This is a genomic window from Schaalia vaccimaxillae DSM 15804 (genome assembly GCF_000420425.1).
In the GTDB taxonomy this organism is placed as follows: Bacteria; Actinomycetota; Actinomycetes; order Actinomycetales; family Actinomycetaceae; genus Pauljensenia; species Pauljensenia vaccimaxillae.
This window is the reverse complement of the sequence record NZ_ATUX01000008.1, coordinates 1-21,876: the sequence shown is the minus strand read 5'-3', so window position 1 is coordinate 21,876 and position 21,876 is coordinate 1. Positions and strand designations below refer to the sequence as shown.

Below are 21,876 nucleotides of genomic sequence, written 5' to 3'. Positions count from 1 at the left end.
TGGTACCCAAGGGGTGAAATAGTGACCAACTTGCTTGAGTTGAAGGGGATCTCCAAGACCTTCCCCGGTGTCAAGGCTTTGTCCGATGTGGACCTAGACCTGCGCGCCGGTGAAATTCTGGGCCTCTGCGGTGAGAACGGCGCCGGCAAATCGACGCTGATGAAAGTTCTCACCGGTATCCATAAGGCTGATCCCGGTGGCGAGATCTGGCTCCACGGAGAGAAGGTTGACCTTCACGGTCCAAACCACGCTCGCGACCTGGGCCTGTCCATCATCCACCAGGAACTTAACGTTATTCCCGACCTGACGGTCGCCCAGAACCTCTACATCGGTCGCCCCGGCTCCACCAAGGCCGGATTCATTAACGACCGTCAGATGGTCAAGGACGCCGACGCGCTCTTCGAGCGTCTCAACATGGACCTCGATCCGACGGCTGTGTGCCGTGACCTGCCGGTTGCGCGCCTGCAGATGCTTGAGATTGCCAGGGCCCTGTCCTACAACTCGAAGATCCTGGTCATGGATGAGCCCACCGCTCCTTTGACCACCACCGAGACCCGCTCGCTGTTCAAGCTCATGCGTGAGTTCATCACCCCCGAAACGGGCCTGATCTTCATCACTCACCGCATGCCCGAACTCACCGAGATGACCGACCGCATCTCCGTTCTGCGTGACGGCCAATTCATTGGCACCGTTAACACAGCCGAAACCCCGATGCCCGAGGTCATCAAGATGATGGTTGGTCGCGAGGTCCCCGCGGATGCTCGCCCCACCACCAAGCCGCTGTCCGAAGAGCCCAAGCTCAAGGTTGAACATCTTTCAACCAAGAGGGCCGTCCACGACGTGTCCTTCGAAGTCAAGAAGGGTGAAATCTTTGGTTTCGCCGGCCTCGTCGGTGCAGGTCGTACCGAGGTCGCCCGCGCTTTGGCCGGCGTTGACCCCAAGACCGAAGGCAAGATCTTCATTGACGGCAAGGAAGTCAATATCCGTAACGCCGCTGATGGCGTGAAGCGTGGAATTGGCTACCTGTCTGAGGACCGTAAACGTGAAGGCCTGCTGCTCGACACCTCGCTCACCATGAACACAGGCATGGCGTCCATGAAGCAATTCACCACCGCCTCGGTCATCAACTTCAAGAAGATGCGAAAAGTCGCTGACGAATACATCGCCAAGCTGCGCACGCGTACTCCTTCTGCCGAGGTCGAGGCCCGTCAGCTCTCCGGCGGTAACCAGCAGAAAGTCGTTATTGCCAAGTGGCTGGCTGCCGACTCTGACGTTCTGATCTTCGACGAGCCCACCCGCGGTATCGACGTCGGCGCCAAGGACGAGATCTACATCCTGCTTGAGCAACTGGCAGCTCAAGGCAAGGCGATCATCGTTATCTCGTCCGAATTGCCAGAGGTCCTGCGCCTCGCTAACCGTATTGCCGTCATGGCGCACGGCCGCATTATCGGCGTCCTCGACAACGAGGAAGCCACCCAGGAAAACATCATGGAACTGGCCACCGTCGGTCAGGAAGAAGCGAATGGAGAAGTCGCGTGAGCACCACCGTCGACGCGAAGGCGACGAAGACCACCTCCCCGGTGGGAGCCTTCATCAAGAACAACATGCAGCAGCTGCTGGTCACTGTTGCACTGGTCATCATCTACATCTACTTCATGATTGCTGCGCCGAACTTTGCCGACGTCAGCATCTTCCTGGACATCCTGCTCCAGACGGCATTCACCGGCGTTATGGCGCTGGGCGCAACTTTTGTTATCGCCACTTCGGGCATTGACCTTTCCGTCGGTACCGGCATGACCATGGTCGCCGTTATGGGTGGCATCTTCTTGTCGGGCGACCACATGAACCTGCCGCTCATCGTTGGCCTGCTCGGCATGATCGCGGTTGGCGCTCTCATCGGCGCGATCAACGGCTCGAATATTGCCCTGCTGGGCTTGCCTCCCTTCATTGCGACCCTCGCAATGATGATGGTGTGCCGCGGTCTGGCTCTGGTTGTGTCCGACAAAGCCACAATCTCTATCGCCAACAAGGACTACATCGCCCTGTCAACCGGCTCGATCTTCCCGTCGATTCCGCTGGCCGACGGAAAGAGTGCATCTCTTTCCAACGCGGCTCTGATCCTCGTCATCCTCGTGATCGTTGCGGCCTTCCTCATGTCCAAGACCGTCCTGGGTCGCTACGCCCTGGCCTTTGGCTCCAACGAAGAAGCAGCTCGCCTGTCCGGCGTCAACGTTCGCATGTGGAAGATCATCATCTACACCGTCGCCGGTATCTTCATGGCCATCTCCGCCATTCTCTACTCAGCTCGCTTTGGCTTCGTCCAGCCCGCTGAAGGTGCAGGCATGGAAATGGACGCGATCGCCGCAGCCGTTATCGGTGGCACCTCGCTGGCCGGTGGCCGAGCCTCCGTCCCAGGCGCCCTCGTCGGTGCTCTCATCATGATGACCCTGAAGAAGGGCCTGACCATGATGGGCGTTGCCTCCGAATGGCAGATGGTCGTCACCGGTATCGTCGTCATGCTGGCGGTCTTCATCGACAACATCCGTCGCGCTCGCGAGAACGCGGCCTGATCTCAAAACTTCATTCATCAATCGGACATCGTCGTCCACCCCATATCTGATTAGGGCATAAGCCCGATCAGCCCCACGAAAGGAAACACCATGCGCCCCATCGGACGTATTGTTGCCGCTGCTGCGGTTGGCACCATGGCTATCGGCCTGACTGCTTGCTCGACCTCCACCCCCGCTGACGGCGGCGACGCCAAGGCTTCGGGTGACGCCCAGTCCTCGGCGGCTCCGGCCGAAAAGGTTGCTGGCGAGCTCTCCACCGACGTCCCCAAGGGCGACGGCACCCAGACCATCTACCTGGTCTCCAAGGGCTTCCAGCACCGCTTCTGGCAGGCCGTAAAGGAAGGCGCTGAGGAAGCTGGCAACGAGTACGGCTACAAGGTCGAATTCGTTGGTCCCAAGGACGAGACCCAGGTGACCGAGCAGATTGGTCAGCTCCAGGCTGCCCTCGACACCAAGCCCGCCGCCATCGGCTTCGCAGCTCTTGACTCCAAAGCAGCCGCTGACCTACTCGACAAGATCAAGGCCGACAACATTCCGGTTATCGCCTTCGACTCTGGCGTTGACTCCGATATCCCGCTGACCACCGTTCAGACCAACAACTACGCTGCCGCTGAAGAAGCCGCCAAGCACATGATTGAGCTGCTTGACGGCAAGACTGGCTCCGTCGGCGTTGTCTGCCACGACGCCACCTCGCAGACCGGTAAGGAACGCTGCAAAGGCTTCATCGACTACTTCAAGGCGAACGCCCCCGAAGGCCTCAACCTCCTCGAAGAGCAGATCGCAGGCGAGGTCGGCAAGGCTGCTGACACCTCCAAGGCCATCATCCAGGCCAACTCTGACATCGTTGGCATCTACGGCTCCAACGAGGCAGCTGCCTCCGGTGTGATCCAGGGCGCCAACGAGTCCGGCACCAAGGTCACCGTCGTCGGCTTCGACTCCGGCAAGACCCAGATCACCGCTATCCGCGACGGCTCGCAGGCCGGCGCCGTGACCCAGGCTCCCAAGCTCATGGGCTACAAGACCGTTATCGCCGCCATCCAGGCCATCAACGGTATCGAGGTCCCCGGCCTCGTTGACTCCGGCTTCGCCTGGTACGACGCCACCAACATTGACTCCGAAGAGATTGCACCCAACCTCTACGAGTGATGACTGACTAGTGTGGCGGACCCGGCCCTCACCGAGTCGGGTCCGCCACACTGCGCCACAATGGATCCGAGGGGGTGCAGTAGCCCCCGCAGACATTTCAATGATGAAGTTAGGAAATCAGGGAACAACATGACTACCCATCCCCGTATCGGAATCCGCCCCACGATCGATGGCCGTCGCCGCGGCGTCCGTGAGAGCCTCGAAGACCAGACCATGGGCATGGCGAATCGCGTCGCCAAGCTCTTCACCGAAAACCTGCGCTACCCCGACGGCGAGCCTGTCGAGGTCGTCATCGCAGACACCACCATCGGTCGAGTCCACGAAGCCAAGGCTTGCGCCGAAAAGTTCAAGGCCAACAACGTCGGCCTGACACTGACCGTTACCCCCTGCTGGTGCTACGGCACAGAAACCACCGACATGGATCCGACCATGCCGCACGCAATCTGGGGCTTCAACGGCACCGAACGTCCCGGCGCGGTCTACCTTGCAGCAGCCCTGGCCGGCCACGCACAGATCGGCATTCCGGCCTTCGGCATTTACGGCAAGGAAGTTCAGGACAACGACGACGAGTCGATCCCCTCGGACGTTCGCCAGCGCCTCCTCGACTACGCCACCGCAGGCCTGGCCGTCGCCCAGATGCGCGGCGAGTCCTACCTGTCCATGGGCTCAGTTTCCATGGGTATTGCTGGCTCGATGGTCGACCCCGACTTCTTCGGCCCCTACCTGGGCATGCGTAACGAATTCATCGACATGTCCGAGTTCACTCGCCGTATCGACGAAGGCATCTACGACCCCGAAGAGTACGAGAAGGCTTACTCCTGGATCCGCGAGAACTTCAAGCAGGGTGAAGACTTCAACGACGAGGACGGCAAGAAGCCTGAGCAGCATGAGGATTGGTGGAAGTTCGTCACCAAGATGACCCTCATCGGCTCCGACCTCATGCACGGCAACCCGAAGCTCGCAGAGCTCGGTTTCGAAGAGGAAGCCGGTGGCCACGGCGCCATCGCAGCAGGCTTCCAGGGACAGCGCCAGTGGACCGATCACTTCCCCAACGGCGATGTCATGGAGACCATCCTCAACACTAACTTCGACTGGAACGGCAAGCGTCAACCGTCCGTCATGGCCACAGAGAATGACGCCCTCAACGGCGCGTCCATGCTCTTCAACCACCTGCTGACCAACACGCCGCAGATCTTCTCCGACGTGCGTACCTACTGGAGCCCCGAGTCCATCGAGCGCGTGACCGGTTGGAAGCCGGAAGGCCGCGCAGCTGAAGGCATCTTGGACCTGCGTAACTCCGGTTCGACCAGCCTTGACGGTGCCGGCAAGTCTGTGCGCGACGGTGAGCATGTCATCAAGCCCTGGTGGGAGATGACCGACGAGGACCAGAAGGCAGCCCTGGAAGCCACCACCTTCCACCCGGCATCCACCGGCTACTTCCGTGGCGGCGGTTTTTCCACCCACTTCCGTACCGAGGGTGAAATGCCCGTGACTATGTGCCGCATCAACCTGGTGCGCGGCCTGGGACCGGTCATGCAGATCGCCGAAGGTTACACGGTGGAGCTGCCCGACGAGGTTGCCACCATCATCGAAAACCGCACCGACCGTGCATGGCCAACCACATGGTTCGTCCCCAACCTCACCGGTGAGGGCGCTTTCAAGAGCGTCTACGACGTGATGAACAACTGGGGCGCTAACCACGGAGCCATCTCCTACGGTCACATCGGCGGCCAGCTCATCACCCTGGCTTCGATGCTGCGCATCCCCGTCAACATGCACAACGTCCCCGAGGAGCGGGTCTTCCGCCCCAAGTCGTGGTCGCTGTTCGGCACAGAGTCTTCCGAGGCCGCGGACTACCGCGCCTGCCAGACTTACGGCCCGATGTACCGCTGATTTCAGTGGGCCCGGGAGGAGCGCTGATCGTTTGGCGTCCTCCCGGGCCACCGGCCCATCCTCGCCAATGAGGACCCGGCTGTTCTCCCTTAACACCACTACGTGAGTCCGCAGAGGCACATATGATGGCCCTGTTCCACTGATGTGGAGATGGCGAAACAGAATCGAAAAGGGTGGGCGTCCCCACCAGCGTCACAACGCACCTTGGACTCCTGGCACAGCCCAGTTGAGTCGGCAACAAACTTGCGGCCCTTGGGCCGAGAAGGCGGACGAAGCAGTCCGCCCGAACACTGACGTTCACTTTGGACTCGGAAGGAACACACATGACCACCGCACTTGCAGTTGATCTGGGATCCGCCTCCGGACGCGTTATCGCAGGCACTCTTGTCGACGGACGCCTCGAGGTCACCGACGTCCACCGCTTTAAGCACCAGGCAATCCGTGATGAGGACGGCACTCTCATTTGGGATGTCGCCACCATGTTCGATCAGCTCGTGGAAGGTCTGAAGAAGGCCGTCGCCCAGTTCCCAGACGCAGTGTCGGTGTCTGTAGACACCTGGGGCGTGGACTTTGCTCCCCTGGACGCCAACGACCAGCTTGTTGACCGAGTCGTCGCCTACCGCGACGAACGTACTTCGCGCACCCTGGAAGAGTTCCGCTCCCGCATTGAGGATCGTGAATTCTTCGATCTGACAGGCAACCAGCCTGCCACGATTAACACTGCAAACCAGCTTTTTGCTCTAATCCAGGAACAACCCGACCTTGCCGCCAAGGTCGATAAGGTTCTCTTCCTGCCCGACTACTTTGCGTGGAAGCTGTCGGGTGTCAAGGGATGGTCGCGTTCCATCGCATCGACATCCGGCTTGTGCACCCCCGGTGCCCGCGAGTTCTCCGACACGGTTTTCGAACGTCTGGGAATCGACAAATCCTGGGTGGGTGAACTCAACGCTGACCTGACTGAAGTTGGTCTCTGCACAGTGCCCGGCCTCGAACAGCTGACGGTTGTGCGCGGCGGAGCACACGATTCTGCTTGCGCTGTCCACGGCCTTCCCATTGACGAGGGCGTGCGCGCCTACTTCCTGTCCTGCGGATCCTGGTCGGTGCTGGGCGCCATCGAGGACGAACCCCTGATTTCTGACGCTGCCTTTGAGATCGGTCTGACCAATGAAGGCCGTACCGATGGGGGAGTGCGTCCCCTGTTCAACATCACCGGCATGTGGATTTTGCAGGAGATTCAGCGCCAGTGGGAACGCGAAGGCACTCCGACTGATACCGACGAACTGGTGCGTCAGTCGCGTGACTGTGTGCCCTGCGAGGTTGTTTTTGACCCGGACGATCCCAGGTTTGCTGAGCCAGGCGAGATGCAGCAAAAGATTGATGCAGCCTTGGATGAATTGGGTGCCCCGCATCCAACGTCTATGCCTGAATATGTGCGCCTCATTATTGAGTCCTTTGCACGTCGTTACGGCCGTGCAATCGATGAACTTACTGCCGTCACGGGCTTGGCTCCCGACCAGCTCAACTTGGTTGGCGGGGGAGCTCGCAACCAGTTGCTGTGCGACCTGACAGCTGACATTTCGGGTGTGCGCGTGGTGCGTGGCCCGATTGAGGCTTCGACGTTTGGGTCGTTGCTTGCTCAACTTGAAACCCTGGGGCATCTTGATCCTGTCCAGCGTCCCACTGTTATTGCGAACTCTACGAAGACCTATGTCCACGAGCCGAAAGAACGCTAAGAAAGTCTCCCTCGCTGACGTTGCGGCGTTGGCGGGGGTGTCAACGAACACCGTGTCGCGAGTGGTGCGCGGCGACCCTGAGGTTGCCGACAAGACTCGTAAGCGGATTTCCCAGCTGCTTGACGAGGTCGGATACCGGCCTAACTATGCGGCTCGCGCTTTGGCGTCGAATCGTACGGGCGTCTTACACGTATTGTTGGCTGCTCCGATGTTCCACGGTCACGGCAGGGTTCTACTCTCGGTTCTCAATGCCGGTTCTCAGGCTGGCTACCATGTGACCTTGTCAAACGCGTATGGCGCGGACGGCACGCTTGGGTCAGACCTGGCTCCTTTCGATGTCGATGGCGTCGTGATCTTGGGCGGACAGGATCCGACCATTGAGATGGCCATTGAGATTGGACAGCGCCTGCCGACCGTTTTGTGTTTGACCAGTGAGAGTCGTTTGGATGGCATCTCTACGGTGTCGATCGACAATGTGCGAGGCGCGAAGCTGGCCACAGAGCATCTTTTGCACCAGGGCATCACCGACATTATTCATATTGCCGGTCCGCTGGGCTGGTCCGATGCGGTCATGCGTCGACAAGGGTTCGAATTGGCTTGCGCCGAGGCCGGAGTTGACGGCCGGGTGGTTGTGTCAGATTCGTGGAACTCTGGAGATGGCTACGATGCGATGAGTTCTTTGCCGACACTGCCCGAGGCCATCCAGACGAGCAACGATCAGCTGGCTTTGGGAGCGATGCGTTTGATCCATGAGCGCGGCAAGAGTGTGCCTCAGGATGTGCGCGTCGTAGGCTTTGATGACATCGACGGGGCTGACTCTTACGCTCCTCCGCTAACGACGATCCGCCAACCTTTTGACCGCCTCGGTAAGACGGCTGTTCGCCTCGTGCGTTCGCTTATGGACGGCGGGCAAGCTCAAGACATCACGATTGATCCAGAACTGGTCATCCGGGCCAGCTCATCCCTTTGAAAGGAACAAAGCCATGCTGTATGGACCGATGACCCACCCGCAGTTCCTGCGGGCTCTGGCCGCCGCTGGACACGGATCGAAGATCCTTCTGGCTGACGCAAATTACCCCCATACCACGGGTGTTAATGAGCGTTGCGAGTTGATTTCGCTGAACTTGGCGCCGGGCATGCTTGACGTTCTGCAGATCCTTGAGGTGCTCAAGCGGACCATCCCGATCGAGAAGGCTGAAATTATGACGCCTGCTCCGGATGCTCCCGCGGTGGAAATCCCGATCCATGACGAGTTCAAGGCGATGCTGCCTGATACCGAGTTTGGTGAGCTGTCGCGTTTCGACTTCTACGATGCTGCGCGCACAGAGGATGTGGGCATCATTGTTGCCACCGGCGAACAGCGTCTGTACGGCAACCTCCTGCTGACGGTGGGAGTGCGTCAACCGGGCGAGTGAAGTGCGATCCGCGTACTCGAAAAAGTGTGCTGGTCTGAGCCCTGAGCCCTGAGCCCTGAGCCCTGAGCCCTGAGCCCTGCACTGTGCCGCTGTGGCTTCGTCCGCGTGGCGGAGGCATTCGACGCAATGAAACGCTTCATCTGACTTTCCACACTTTCATAGCGAAAGAGCGATGAACTGACGGGGAAATCCCATTAGTTCGTCGCTCTTTGCTATTTGAAATTTGTTGCAATGTCAAGGATAAGTTGCTTCCTGTTTACGGGAGTGTTGTCTGGCCTTCCGACATAAAAACCCTAATGGAAGACGTTGCACACTTTCGTTTGATTGACTAAAGTAAAGGCAATCGAAAGTCTTTCGATAAAATTATCGATGGTTTCAACGAAGAGGTGATCCCAATGGGGCGTGCCGAGCGCACAAGCTTCATCCTTGACCGCCTCGCCGCAGAAGGCGAGGTCAGCGTCTCCAGCCTTGCTGAATCCCTCGACGTCTCGCCGGTGACTATCCGCACCACTTTGAAAAACCTTGAAGATGACGGCTATCTGGTGCGCACCCACGGCGGGGCTCGGCCCACTGCGTACCGCAACATTCGACTGCGTCAATCTGATCGCCTCGAAGAAAAAGAACGGATCGCGCGGGCAGCTGCCGAAATGGTCCGTGACGACGACCGAATCATGATCGAAGCGGGAACCACCTGCGCCCTCGTCGTGAAATATCTGACCGGCAAACGAGGCGTTCAGGTCGTCACCAACTCGGTGCTCGTCTTTTCTAACGCCCGCTCCAACCCCAACCTCAACATCACGTTGACCGGGGGACAATTCCGCGCCGAATCCGAGTCCCTGGTTGGACCCGTGACTGAACGCGCAATCAATGACTTCAACGCGCGCATCGTATTCCTCGGAACCGATGGGTTCACCGTTGAACGTGGTCTGACCACCCAACTCGTAGAGGGCGGCAAGGTCGGAACCATCATGCGCGAACGCGCAGAAGAAACATGGCTTCTCGCCGACTCGTCAAAGTGCGGGCGAGCGGGATTTGTCAGCTTCATGGGAATCGACGAAGTCACCGGCATTATTACCGACAACAACATTCCCGAAGCATCCATCAAGGAACTGACCGAGCGTACCCAACTACGCATCGTCTAGGAGGAAACTAATGGCCACCATCGTGGTGATGCCCCAGCTGGGCAACTCTGTCGAGTCATGCCTGATCGTCGAATGGGCGGTCGCCGTTGGCGACACCGTCGCCGTCGACCAGACCCTCTGCTCGATCGAAACTGACAAATCCACCATGGAGGTGCCGTCCACCGACGCCGGCACCGTCCTCAAGCTCCTATGGGAAGAAGGCGACGAAGTCCCCGTTAAGGATCCGCTCGTGGTCCTGGGCGAGCCCGGCGAAGACATCTCCGGCCTCGTCCCCGGCGATAAAGTCCCCACGGCCGAACCCAAGGATGCTCCCGGCGAGGTCGACGCTCACGACGTTCAAGAAGCCCAAGAAACTGCGGCTCCCTCCTTCGCAACCGAGAAGGCTTCCGGCGCTGTCTCACCGCGCGCCCGTGCGCTCGCGGCCTCCAAGGGCGTTGACACCTCCGCCATCACCGAAGGCTCCGGTCCCCGCGGCCGCGTCATTGAGCGCGACGTCAAGGCCGCCATCGAGGCCGGCCCCGTCCTGACTTCCGCAGCCAAGGCCACCGGTGGCATTGCCGAGCAAGGCACCGGTATTGGCGGCCGCGTTACCACCGCCGACCTAGCCAACCCGCGGACCGCCGAGGCCGCTCCCGCAGCCGCCGCGGTTGCTGTCCCCGCTGCCGACTTCCCCGGCGCTTCTGAATCTGCTCCGCTCAAGGGCGTTCGCAAGGTTGTCGCGTCGCGCATGATGGAGTCGCTGAGCACCACCGCCCAGCTGACCCTCAACACCACCGCGGATGCCACCGGCCTGCTGGCCCTACGCAAGAAGCTCAAGAACGCCGACGAGTCCCTGGGCCTGAACCGCGTGTCCATCAACGACCTCGTCTGCTTCGCAGTGTCGCGCACCCTGCCCAAGTACCCGGTGTTCAACGCCCACCTCGAAGACGGTGTCCTCACCAAGTTCGAGCAGGTCCACCTCGGTTTCGCAGCGGACACCCCGCGCGGCCTGCTGGTCCCCGTGATCCGCTCCGCACAGGCCCTGTCCCTCAAGCAGTTCTCGGCTGAAGCCAAGCGCCTGGCCTCCGAAGCCATCGAAGGCAAGATCAACCCCGAGTACCTGTCGGGCGGCACCTTCACCGTGTCCAACATCGGTGCTTTCGGTATCGAAACCTTCACCCCCGTCATCAACCTGCCCCAGACAGCCATCCTCGGCGTCGGTGCCACCACCGGCCACGCCGTCGTCAAGGAAGACGGAACCGTCGGTGTCCAACAGCGCCTCACTCTGTCGCTGACCATCGACCACCAGGTCATCGACGGAGCTGACGGCGCACGCTTCCTGCGCGACCTCGTCGCCGCCATCGAAAACATCGGCATGACGGTCCTGGCCTGACACAAGTTTTTCCGAAGGAGAACACTATGACTGAGACTCACTACGACGTCATCGTCCTGGGTGCAGGCCCCGGCGGCTACCTGGCCGCCGAACGCCTCGGACACGCAGGCAAGAAAGTCCTACTGATCGAAGAACAGTACCTGGGCGGCACCTGCCTGAACGTGGGCTGCATCCCCACCAAGACACTGCTCGCTGGCGCAAAGAACTACCTGCACGCCAAGGAAGCATGCCAATTCGGTGTCGACGCCACCGGCGTCACTCTGGACTGGGGTCGCCTCCAGGACTGGAAGAACCAGGTCGTCAAGGGCCTCGTTGCCGGTGTTGCCGCCACCGAAAAGAAGGCCGGTGTCACCGTTGTTGACGGCCGCGGCCATTTCGACGGCCCCGGCAAGGTCACCGCAAACGGCGTCCAGTACACCTCCGACCACGTGATCATTGCGACCGGCTCAGTGCCCGCAATGCCCCCGATTCCCGGCTCCGTAGACAACCCCGCGGTTGTTGACTCCACCGGCATCCTGTCCCTGGACGAGGTGCCCAAGCGCCTGGTTGTTATCGGCGGCGGCGTCATCGGCGTTGAGTTCGCCTCCCTGTACGCCACCTTGGGTTCGGAAGTCACCGTCATTGAGATGACCCCCGAAATCCTGCCCTTCATGGATGATGACATGGCGGCCAAGCTGCGCAAGGCCACCACCGGCATCACCTTCGAACTGGGCTGCAAGGTGGAGTCCCTTGACGGAGCCACCGTCCACTACTCCAAGGGAGAAGAGAAACTGTCCGTCGAGGGGGACGTCGTCCTTATGGCGGTCGGTCGGCGCTCGGCCACCCAGGGTTGGGGCGCAGAAGAAGCAGGCTTGGAAATCAACCGCGGCATCGTCGTCGACGATTGCATGCGCACCAACCTGCCTAACGTGTGGGCTATCGGTGACGTCACCGGTCGCTCCCTGCTGGCACACGCCGCATACCGCATGGCAGAGATCGCCTCGGCAAACATCCTCGACCCCGACGCCGCCAAGAAGGGCGAGGTCATGCGCTGGAACACCGTTCCGTGGGCCGTCTACTCGCTGCCCGAGGCCGCAGGTGTTGGCCTGACCGAGTCTGCTGCCAAGGCGCAGGGCCGTGACGTCCTCGTTGCCAAGGTTCCGGCGCAGATGTCCGGTCGCTTCATTGCGGAAAACGGATTTAAAGCTCCCGGCGAAGCAAAGATCCTCGTGGATCCCAAGACTCACCAGGTCCTGGGTATTCACGTGCTCGGTGCCTACGCCGCGGAAATGATTTGGGGCGCACAGGCCGTCCTCGAAATGGAACTGACAGTTGAGGACCTGCGTCAGGTCGTCTTCCCGCACCCAACGGTTTCCGAAGTGATTCGCGAAGCCGCCTGGGCCGTCAAGCTCTGAACCCTGTAAAACACTCGATCTTCAGAAAGAAGAACTCAGAAAAATGACTCAGTCACTGATCGTCGACCCCAGCAAGGTTCGCGCGCCGGGATACGTCCAGTTCCCCGAGGTGCCGATCAACCAGTACAAGTTCAACCTCGACACCGAACTTGGCCGCTACGGCAAGGACGGCATGGTCAACATGCTTCACGACATGATCGTCGTGCGCACCTTCGAATCCATGCTCGACTCCATTAAGAAGACCGGCGAATGGCAGGGCATTGCCTACAACCATGCCGGTCCCGCCCACCTCGGTGTTGGCCAGGAATCGGCTTACGTTGGCCAGGCTGCCGTCCTGACCCCGGACGACCAGGTTTTCGGTTCGCACCGCTCCCACGGTGAAATCCTCGCCAAGTGCTACTCGGCAATGCGTCAGATGTCCGAGGGCGACCTCGAAACCATCATGAAGGACTTCCTCGAGGGCGAAACCCTGTCCTACGCCGAAAAGATCGACTTCAACGGCACCAAGGACCTGACCGAGAACTTCATCCTCTTCGGCGCCCTGGCCGAGATCTTCGCCCGCAAGTCCGGCTTCAACCGCGGCCTGGGCGGCTCGATGCACACCTTCTTCCTGCCCTTCGGCTCCTACCCGAACAACGCAATCGTGGGCGGCTCCGCCCCGGTTGCTAACGGCGCCGCCCTCTTCAAGAGGATCAACCGCAAGCCCGGCATCGTCGTGTCCAACGTCGGCGACGCCGCCCTGGCCTGTGGCCCCGTGTGGGAAGCCATGAACTTCGCGTCCATGGATCAGTTCCGCACCCTGTGGCGTGACGAGGACGGCGGCAACCCGCCGATCCTGTTCAACTTCTTCAACAACTTCTACGGCATGGGCGGCCAGACCTACGGCGAAACCATGGGCTACGACGTCCTGGCTCGCGTGGGCGCAGCCCTCAACCCCGAAGCCATGCACGCCGAGCGCGTTGACGGTCTCAACCCGCTGGCCGTGGCCGACGCTGTTGCTCGCAAGAAGCAGATCCTGGAAGAGGGCCGTGGCCCCGTCCTCATGGATACCATCACCTACCGCTTCTCCGGCCACTCGCCGTCGGACGCGTCCTCGTACCGCACCAAGGACGAGGTCGAGTTGTGGGAGGCGCAGGATTGCATCAAGGAATACTCCGAGCTGTTGATCTCCAACGGCCTGACCTCTCAGTCTGACATTGACGACTACACTGCGTCGCTGACCGAGAAGCTCACCAAGGTCCTGGCGCTGGCCATCGACGAAGAGCAGACCCCCCGTGTTGCCAACGGCTACATTGACACCGTCATGTTCTCCAACACCCCCACGGACAAGATGGAAGAGGGCGAAGCCGAGATCAACCTCGACGACAACCCCCGCGTCAAGGCCCTGGAGAAGAAGGTCCGCACCGCTGTCGACGAGAACGGCAAGCCCGTCTCTAAGATGCGCATGTACCAGTTCCGTGATGGCCTCTTTGAAGCCATGCTGCACCGCTTCAAGGAAGACCCGACCATGGCTGCCTGGGGCGAAGAAAACCGCGACTGGGGCGGTGCCTTCGCCGTCTACCGTGGCCTGACCGAAGCCCTGCCCTACCGTCGCCTCTTCAACTCGCCCATCGCTGAGGCCTCCATCGTGGGCGCAGGCGTTGGCTACGCGATGGCCGGTGGCCGCGCGGTTGTCGAGCTCATGTACTGCGACTTCCTCGGCCGCGCCGGTGACGAGGTCTTCAACCAGATGGCCAAGTGGCAGTCCATGTCCGCTGGCCTGCTCAAGATGCCGCTGGTTCTGCGCGTGTCCGTTGGTAACAAGTACGGCGCTCAGCACTCCCAGGACTGGTCGGCTCTGACCGCCCACATCCCGGGACTGAAGGTCTACTTCCCGACCACGCCAACCGACGCGAAGGGCATGCTCAACCTTGCTCTGCGCGGCACCGACCCGGTGGTCTTCTTCGAATCCCAGCTCCTGTACGACAAGGGCGAAGAGTTCGAAGAGGGCGGCGTTCCCGAGGGCTACTACGAGACCCCTGAAGGTGAGCCCGCCATCCGTCGCGAAGGCACCGACATCACGATCGCCGGCTACGGCGCCACGATGTACCGTGCGATGGAAGCCGCAAAGGTCCTCGAAGAGGAGTACGGCATGAGCGCTGAGGTCATCGACCTGCGCTTCGTGGCTCCGCTGAACTACGACAAGCTCATTGCCTCCGTGAAGAAGACGGGCCGCCTGCTGCTGACCTCTGACGCGGTCGAGCGCGGCAACTTCCTCAACACGGTTGCTGCTAACGTGCAGACCCTCGCCTTCGACGCTCTCGACGCGCCGATCGCGATTGTTGGCTCGCGCAACGGCATCACCCCCGGCCCCGAGCTGGAGTCGTACTTCTTCCCGCAGGTCGACTGGATCATCGACGCGATCCACGAGCGCATCGTTCCGCTGCCCGGCCGCGTTCCCACGACCAAGCACGCCACCGAGGGCGAGATCGCTCGCCTCAACCGTCTCGGTCTGTGATGACTGACTGATCGGGCGGGCTGACCTTTATCGGCCGGCCTGCCCGATCGGGCATCACCTGCGAACTGCGTGAACTATTCGCCCCCCAATAACGATTTAATCCACTGACTTTTTGAGTATCACCTGATTGAGAAAGCGACACGAGGAACCCATGGAAGCCACCAACGACGTGAACCTGAGCCAAGACGAGCGTCTCGACGCTCTGCGCGCGGCAATCCCTTCCGAGACCTTCCCCGACTGGGTCCCCGAATCGAACAATCACATTCACACCTGCTACTCGTTCAGCCCCTACACGCCGACCTCGGCCGCTCTCAATGCGCGCCGCAATGGCCTGCGCGTTGTTGGCTCCGTTGACCACGACTCAATCTCTGCTGCTTATGAGATGAGCGAAGCCACCAAGGCCTTGGGCATGGGCTCGGTCACCGGCTTTGAAATCCGCGCTTTCTTTGATCCCGAAGGCCCCCTCAACGACCGCAAGCTCAACAACCCTGATTCCAAGGGCATCGCTTACATGACGGTCCAGGGCGTGCCTCATCACAGCCGCGACAAGGTCGCTCAGTGGCTGGCCCCTAAGCGTCAAGCACGCTTGGAACGCACCCTGAAGATGGCTGACGCTGCCAACGAAATCCTCAAGAACCTGGGACTGGAGCCTTTCGATCCCCAAGTCGATATGGTTGCCATCTCCCAGTTCGAAGCTGGCGGCGGCATCACTGAACGCCACCTCCTGGCCGCTATGGCAACCGCCCTCATTAAGGGATTTGGACGTGGAGCCTCCTTGGTTGAGGGGCTCAAGCAGATGGGCGTCAATATCCCTGCCAAGCTCGAAGCTGTTTTGGGCGACGCCGACAACCCGCACCTCATGTACGACCTTCTGGGCGTGCTCAAGTCTGAATACTTGGACCAGATTTACATCCAGCCCACCGACGAGTGCCCCACCACCGAAGAGGTTGTCGCCTTCGCCGACTCCATTGGTGCCATCGCCACCTACGCCTACCTGGGCGACGTGTCGGCTTCTCCCACTGGTGACAAGAAGGCCGAGAAGTTCGAGGACGATTTCCTGGACGAACTCTTCGAAGCCATGGAAGCTAAGGGCTTGCGCGCTGTGACCTACATGCCTCCGCGTAATACCCCTGAACAGCTGGCACGCATCCACGAGCTGGCCACTAAGCACGGCATGCTGGAAATCTCTGGTGTGGACATCAACCAGCCTCGCCAGTCCTTCAACTGCCCCGAATTGCGTCGCCCCGAGTTTGCTGACCTCAACGAAGCAACGTGGGCAATGGTTGCTCACGAGGCACTGTCCACCGTCGATCCGTCGCTGCACATCCTGGGCGAAGGCCGCCTCACGCCGGAGCGTCTGGCCGAACGCATCGCCGAATACGCTCCGCTGGGCCGAGCCATCGCCGATGGTGAAGACCCGGCAGCCGTTGCCGAGCGGGCAACCTGCGCCTGACCAGGCCACCGCGCCTGACCGCGCCAAAGCCACATCCCAGACTTCCGGACGGTCTTCGTCCCGGATCAAACATCGAAGGAAAAGAAATGACTCAAGCACCGTTGCTACGAGGACTCTTCCTCAACGCACTCAACCGGCCTGTCATTGTGCGTCCCACCGACGAGGACGCCACCGTGACGCTGCCTGCAGACCTGGCTGGTGTGGATGCGGCCGAGGTGGCCGCCCTTGACCTGCCTGCTGTTGTGTCCGTGGGGGAGGAAACCTACAAGGTCACCGCACCTGTGCGCGGAGAACGCGAGATTTCTGGCCGAGTTGCCGTCGTTACCGGAGGTGCCCAGGGCTTTGGCGCAGAAATCGCCAAGGGACTGGTGGAACAGGGCTGCTTCGTCTACATTGCCGATCTCAACGCCGAGGGCGCGGCCGCCAAAGCCAAGGAACTTGGTGAAGAGGTCGCCCACCCGGTGACCGTCAACGTTGCCGATGAAGAGTCGGTTGCCGCAATGGCAGCCGAAATCGAAAAGACCACCGGTGGTTTTGATCTGCTGGTGTCGAACGCGGGCATCGTGCGCGCAGGCTCGGTCCTCGAACAGGACGTTGCAGCATTCAAACTGTCCACCGACATCAACTACGTGGCTTTCTTCCTGGTCACCAAGCACCTGGGTGGCCTGCTCGCCGCGCAGAACAAGACCGCTGGGGCCTGGATGACTGACATCATCCAGATCAACTCCAAGTCCGGCCTGGTTGGTTCCAACAAGAACGCCGCCTACGCGGGCTCAAAGTTCGGCGGCATCGGGCTGGTCCAGTCCTTCGCCCTCGAAATGGTTGAGCACAACGTTAAGGTCAACGCGATCTGCCCCGGCAACTTCTACGACGGACCCCTGTGGTCAGACCCGGAGAAAGGCCTGTTCGTCCAGTACCTGAACTCCGGCAAGGTCCCCGGCGCCAAGACCGTTGAAGACGTCAAGAGCTTCTACGAAGCAAAGGTGCCGATGCGCCGCGGCGCCCAAGGCATTGACGTGCTGCGCGCGATCTTCTACATCGTTGAGCAGGCTTACGAAACTGGCCAGGCGGTGCCCGTCACCGGCGGCCAGGTCATGATGAACTGACCCTCCTGACGGTCATCTAGGCGGACCCGCCCGCCCGCTCACCGATTCGGCGCGAATCGGCTCGAAGCCCGACCAGGCCCCGCGGGCCCGTCTAGATGACCTCAACGACACGTCACCTCGACAAAGCCGATCCGGCGCCGCCGGTCCCGGTCACCTACTCAGCACCACACTCACCCCCTGTGAAGGAATCCAAATGACCCAGATCCCCGCCACCCAGTACGCGATCCAGATCGTCGGCAAGGAAGAGTTCGTGGTCAACACGGCCAAGCCGGTTGACCCCGTTGGCCCCACGCAGATGATGCTTGAGGTTGAGGCCTGCGGTATTTGCTTCTCTGACACCAAGCTCCTGCACCAGTTCGACGGGCACCCCCGTAAGTCCGACGTCGTTGCCGGAATCGACCTCGATGCCCTCAAAGAAATCCCCTCCTACCATCCGAATCAGGATGCCGTAACCCCCGGCCACGAGCCCGTTGCCCGCGTTGTCAAGGTCGGCGAGAAGGTTACCCACTTCAAGGTTGGTGACCGTGTCCTCGTCCAGGCTGACTGGAAGCACCTGCGCACCGCCAAGTCCAACGGAGCTTTCGGCTACAACTTCGATGGTGCCCTCGAAGAGTTTGTCGTTGTTGACGAGCGTTGCGTCGTTTCCCCCGACGGCGAAGAGTTCCTCATCCACGTGTCTGAGGGCCCGTCGGCCGCAGCGGTTGGCCTAATTGAACCGTGGGCCACCGTTGAAGGTTCCTACGCTTGGGCAGAGCGCAACCACATTGCTGACGGCGGACGCCTGCTCGTTGTCGGCGAAGGTTCAATCGATGGTCTGACCGCTGACCACAAGCCCGCCGAGGTTGTCACCTCCACCGTCGAAGGCGTTGGCGATGTCAAGGGCGAATTCGATGACATTGTCTTCTTCGGTGCCGACGCGGATGCCATTGAGAAGGCTTCGCTACTGCTGGGCACTCGCGGCACCATGTGTGTCGTGCTGGGTGGCGAGAAGCTCGCGCGCAAGGTGTCCTTGGACATTGGCCGCGTCCACTACGACTTCACTCGTTTCTGCGGCACCACAGGTTCGGATCCCGTTGAGGGCTACGCCTGGATTCCTGCTAACGGCGACCTGCGTGAAAACGACAAGTGCGTCTTTGTTGGTGCAGCCGGCCCCATGGGTGTCATGCACACGATGCGCGCTGTCACAGCGGGTGTGAAGGGCCTGTCGGTGGTTGGCACGGACCTGTCCGATGAGCGTCTGGATAACCTCAAGAAGGTTGTTGGCCCGACCGCTGAAAAGAACGGTGTGCCGCTGGACATCATCAACACCTCGAACACTGCGCTGGAGTTCGGCTACACCTACGCCACCTGCTTGGTGCCCGTTCCTGCCCTGGTTTCCCAGGCCGTCGACATGCTTGACGAGGGCGGCATTCTCAACGCCTTCGCAGGTATCCCCGCGGGCACCTTCGGTGAGTTCGATCTGCAGGGCATTATCGAGCGCAAGATCTTCATGCTTGGAACTTCGGGTTCGGACGTGTCGGATATGCGCACGGTCCTCAAGAAGATTGAGAACGGCATTATCGACACGACGATCTCTCTGTGGGCGATCACCGGCATGGCAGGCTTTGGCGATGCCATTAACTCGGTGATGGACCGTACTTCGGGTGGCAAGATCATGGTGTTCCCGATGCTGCACGACCTGGGTCTGACTCCGGTGTCGCAGCTTGCTGACAAGCTGCCTGAGGTTGCTGCCAAGCTGGACGACCAGGGTCTGTGGACTAAGGCCGCTGAGGAAGCTCTGCTGGCCACCGCCAAGTAAGTGCACTCGCTGTCGGGCCCAGGCCTCGTCCTCGGCCCGACCCCGCGAAGGACGCCCAAAAGTCTCCCGAGGGACGCCCAAGTCTTCAGGGAAACGCATAAACGAAAGCCCGCCGAACGATTCGAGTCTGAACGTTCGGCGGGCTCGCGTTTGCTGTTAGTGCTGAATAGCGATCACTGCCAGTAATCCAGCTTGTCGGTGATGTCAATATTCGCAGCCTTGAAAACGGGATCCTCCCCGCGCCTGCGCTGCTCCTCGTAATCCTTGGCGCATCTGATAGCGATATTGCCCAAAATGACGATGACTGGAAGGTTGATGAGCGCCATCAGCCCCATGAGGATGTCTCCCAGGTTCCACGCGATCTCGAAACGCATGAGCGCACCAGCCAGCACGAGAACAGAGGCCACGATTCGTAGAATCACGAGCGTCCAACGCGGCGTCTGCCACTTGCGCAGCAAGAATCGGAAGTTAACCTCCGCATAGTAGAAGTTGCCGACCAGTGTCGTGAATCCAAAGAGCAGCAGTGCAAAGGGAACGAAGTACGCGGCAAAACTTCCCAGACTTGTGGACATGGCTGCCTGCACTAGCGGAGCACCCTTGAGCTCGTCGCCCAGCGGCACACCGGTGGACAGAATGACGAAGGCAGTCAGGGTACAGATGATGATGGTGTCAATGAAGACCGACAGCATCTGCACCAGACCCTGCTTGACAGGATGGGAGACCGAGGCCGAGGCCGCGGCGTTGGGCGCAGAACCGACGCCAGCCTCGTTGGAGTACAGGCCCCTCTTGATGCCGTACATCATTGCCGAACCCGAGAAACCACCAAAGATTGCTTGGAAATCGAAGGCTTCAGAAAAGATCGCGTTGAACATCGACGGGATAGCCTGATAGTTGATGATGACAACGAGGACGGACACGGCCAAGTAGATCAGAGCCATAATGGGCACGAGGACGCCGGTGATGGCTGTGAGCCTGCGGGTGCCGCCGAAGATCGAACCTGCCATGGCAACGGCGAGGACTCCGCCGATTACCCATTTGGTGTACGGGAAGCTTTGGGTCCAGTCGAAGGCCATGAATGCATCGGTGACGTTAAAGGACGCGAGCAGGTTGAACCCACCCATGTAGGTGACGATGAGGACGATGGCGAAGAGGGTCGCTAGCCAGTTCTGCTTGAGCGCGACCAGGATGTAGTAGGCGGGTCCGCCGTATGAGTGATCGTGGCCTGAGCGCTTCTTGTAGATCTGAGCCAGAGTCGATTCGATGAAGGCCGAGGCGCCTCCAAGTGTTGCAATGACCCACATCCAGAACACCGAACCGGCGCCACCGAGTGCCATAGCTGTACCTACGCCGGCAATGTTGCCTACACCAACACGCGAGGCAGTGGACACCATCAGGGCGCGGAACGATGAAAGTTCCCCACGGATGAGTGGAGGTTCCATGACGACGCGGATCGCTTCGCGGAATTGACGCAGCGGGAGCGCGCGGGTGCGGATGAAGAAGTACATGCCCGTCAGAATCAAAAGAGCTATGAGGATGTAGCTGTAGAGGGCGTCGCTTATGACGGTTAATACGTCTGCGATCACTTTGCTCACGAGGAGTCCTTACCTGTGTCAATGAAGAGGAATGTTGTCCACAAGACCGCCCGACGAAATGCCATAAGCAAGTCATGAAACAGGCAAAAGTGTAAAGGGTTCTTATGTTGAAGGAAAAGGAGGCCGCTGGTGATCCGCCTTGTATGGGTGCGTGACGAGGGTGGGCGGTTGCGTGATCTGCCTAACGAAAATGCTGCTAAGCAGGTGTTTTGCATCGATTCGGGCGTTGGAATCCGTGAGATTTCAACGATTTTGCGTGCTAGGTGGCTAAGTGGCTGTGATTTGACGGTTTGTTGGTGGGTCGTTAATGTATTCCTCGTTGCGCCGAACGGCAGCGATGATTCTGAGTGGAGATTCGTGGGAACTTGGCGTGGGCGTCTTCCTTCGTGGTGAACCTTTTGGGGTTTGTTGTGTTGTGTTGGTGTTGTTTGTGAACTCGATAGTGTGTTTGTTTGTTTTTATGCCTGTTTTTTGTTTTTGAGTTGTTTTTTGGTTGGGATTTTCCTGGGCTGGCTTTTTTGGTTGGTTTGGGGTTTTCTGAATTTTTTTTGTTTGGAGAGTTTGATCCTGGCTCAGGACGAACGCTGGCGGCGTGCTTAACACATGCAAGTCGAACGATGATGCGGTGCTTGCACCGTGGATTAGTGGCGAACGGGTGAGTAACACGTGAGTAACCTGCCCTCTTCTTTGGGATAACGGTCGGAAACGGCTGCTAATACTGGATATTCACTTGCCTTCGCATGGGGGTGGGTGGAAAGGTTTTTT

At 60.0% G+C, this 21,876-nt stretch carries 15 protein-coding genes and 1 rRNA gene; 15 read left to right on the top strand and 1 reads right to left on the bottom strand.

The window, feature by feature from the left end; all coding sequences use genetic code 11:
- Positions 1 to 21: 21 nt before the first annotated feature.
- The 14 genes from G439_RS0106995 (at position 22) to G439_RS0106930 (ending at position 19,519) form a co-directional block, all read left to right on the top strand.
- Positions 22 to 1,539: a sugar ABC transporter ATP-binding protein gene (locus G439_RS0106995; protein ID WP_022868473.1), complete on the top strand. Its 1,518-nt coding sequence runs from the start codon at positions 22 to 24 to the stop codon at positions 1,537 to 1,539.
- The gene (locus tag G439_RS0106990; protein WP_022868472.1) at positions 1,536 to 2,570 is read left to right on the top strand and encodes an ABC transporter permease; all 1,035 of its coding nucleotides are present in this window, start codon (positions 1,536 to 1,538) and stop codon (positions 2,568 to 2,570) included. Before G439_RS0106995 ends, G439_RS0106990 begins: the two co-directional genes overlap by 4 nt.
- A gap of 90 nt (positions 2,571 to 2,660) precedes the next feature.
- Positions 2,661 to 3,716, top strand: coding sequence for an ABC transporter substrate-binding protein (locus tag G439_RS0106985; protein ID WP_022868471.1), 1,056 nt, complete (start codon positions 2,661 to 2,663; stop codon positions 3,714 to 3,716).
- 129 nt (positions 3,717 to 3,845) lie between these two features.
- Positions 3,846 to 5,609, top strand: coding sequence for an L-fucose isomerase (locus tag G439_RS0106980; protein ID WP_022868470.1), 1,764 nt, complete (start codon positions 3,846 to 3,848; stop codon positions 5,607 to 5,609).
- Between the two features lie 323 nt (positions 5,610 to 5,932).
- A complete protein-coding gene (locus tag G439_RS0106975) occupies positions 5,933 to 7,342 on the top strand; it encodes a rhamnulokinase (protein ID WP_022868469.1) in 1,410 nt (469 codons plus the stop codon).
- Complete coding sequence (locus tag G439_RS0106970) at positions 7,317 to 8,312, top strand: LacI family DNA-binding transcriptional regulator (RefSeq protein WP_022868468.1); 996 nt, start codon at positions 7,317 to 7,319, stop codon at positions 8,310 to 8,312. The genes G439_RS0106975 and G439_RS0106970 overlap by 26 nt, the downstream gene beginning before the upstream one ends.
- A gap of 13 nt (positions 8,313 to 8,325) precedes the next feature.
- Complete coding sequence (locus G439_RS0106965) at positions 8,326 to 8,757, top strand: RbsD/FucU family protein (RefSeq protein WP_022868467.1); 432 nt, start codon at positions 8,326 to 8,328, stop codon at positions 8,755 to 8,757.
- A 395-nt stretch (positions 8,758 to 9,152) separates the two neighbouring features.
- Entirely contained in the window at positions 9,153 to 9,899 is a 747-nt protein-coding gene (locus tag G439_RS0106960; RefSeq protein WP_022868466.1) for a DeoR/GlpR family DNA-binding transcription regulator, read from the top strand.
- A gap of 10 nt (positions 9,900 to 9,909) precedes the next feature.
- Positions 9,910 to 11,271, top strand: coding sequence for a dihydrolipoamide acetyltransferase family protein (locus tag G439_RS0106955; RefSeq protein ID WP_022868465.1), 1,362 nt, complete (start codon positions 9,910 to 9,912; stop codon positions 11,269 to 11,271).
- A gap of 26 nt (positions 11,272 to 11,297) precedes the next feature.
- Positions 11,298 to 12,665: a dihydrolipoyl dehydrogenase gene (gene lpdA, locus G439_RS0106950; RefSeq protein WP_022868464.1), complete on the top strand. Its 1,368-nt coding sequence runs from the start codon at positions 11,298 to 11,300 to the stop codon at positions 12,663 to 12,665.
- Between the two features lie 43 nt (positions 12,666 to 12,708).
- The gene (locus tag G439_RS0106945; RefSeq protein WP_022868463.1) at positions 12,709 to 15,162 is read left to right on the top strand and encodes an alpha-ketoacid dehydrogenase subunit alpha/beta; all 2,454 of its coding nucleotides are present in this window, start codon (positions 12,709 to 12,711) and stop codon (positions 15,160 to 15,162) included.
- Positions 15,163 to 15,313: 151 nt separating this feature from the next.
- Entirely contained in the window at positions 15,314 to 16,615 is a 1,302-nt protein-coding gene (locus G439_RS0106940; RefSeq protein ID WP_022868462.1) for a PHP domain-containing protein, read from the top strand.
- 86 nt (positions 16,616 to 16,701) lie between these two features.
- Entirely contained in the window at positions 16,702 to 17,721 is a 1,020-nt protein-coding gene (locus tag G439_RS0106935; RefSeq protein ID WP_022868461.1) for an SDR family NAD(P)-dependent oxidoreductase, read from the top strand.
- Positions 17,722 to 17,914: 193 nt separating this feature from the next.
- Positions 17,915 to 19,519 carry an alcohol dehydrogenase catalytic domain-containing protein gene (locus tag G439_RS0106930; protein ID WP_022868460.1) on the top strand — a complete coding sequence of 535 codons (1,605 nt, stop codon included), beginning with the start codon at positions 17,915 to 17,917 and terminating at the stop codon, positions 19,517 to 19,519.
- A gap of 173 nt (positions 19,520 to 19,692) precedes the next feature.
- Here G439_RS0106930 and G439_RS0106925 read toward each other — a convergent pair whose 3' ends face one another.
- Positions 19,693 to 21,102 carry an alanine/glycine:cation symporter family protein gene (locus G439_RS0106925; protein WP_424133831.1) on the bottom strand — a complete coding sequence of 470 codons (1,410 nt, stop codon included), beginning with the start codon at positions 21,100 to 21,102 and terminating at the stop codon, positions 19,693 to 19,695.
- Positions 21,103 to 21,660: 558 nt separating this feature from the next.
- Between G439_RS0106925 and G439_RS0106915 the strand changes: the two genes are divergently transcribed.
- Positions 21,661 to 21,876, top strand: a 16S ribosomal RNA gene (locus G439_RS0106915); the annotation flags it as partial.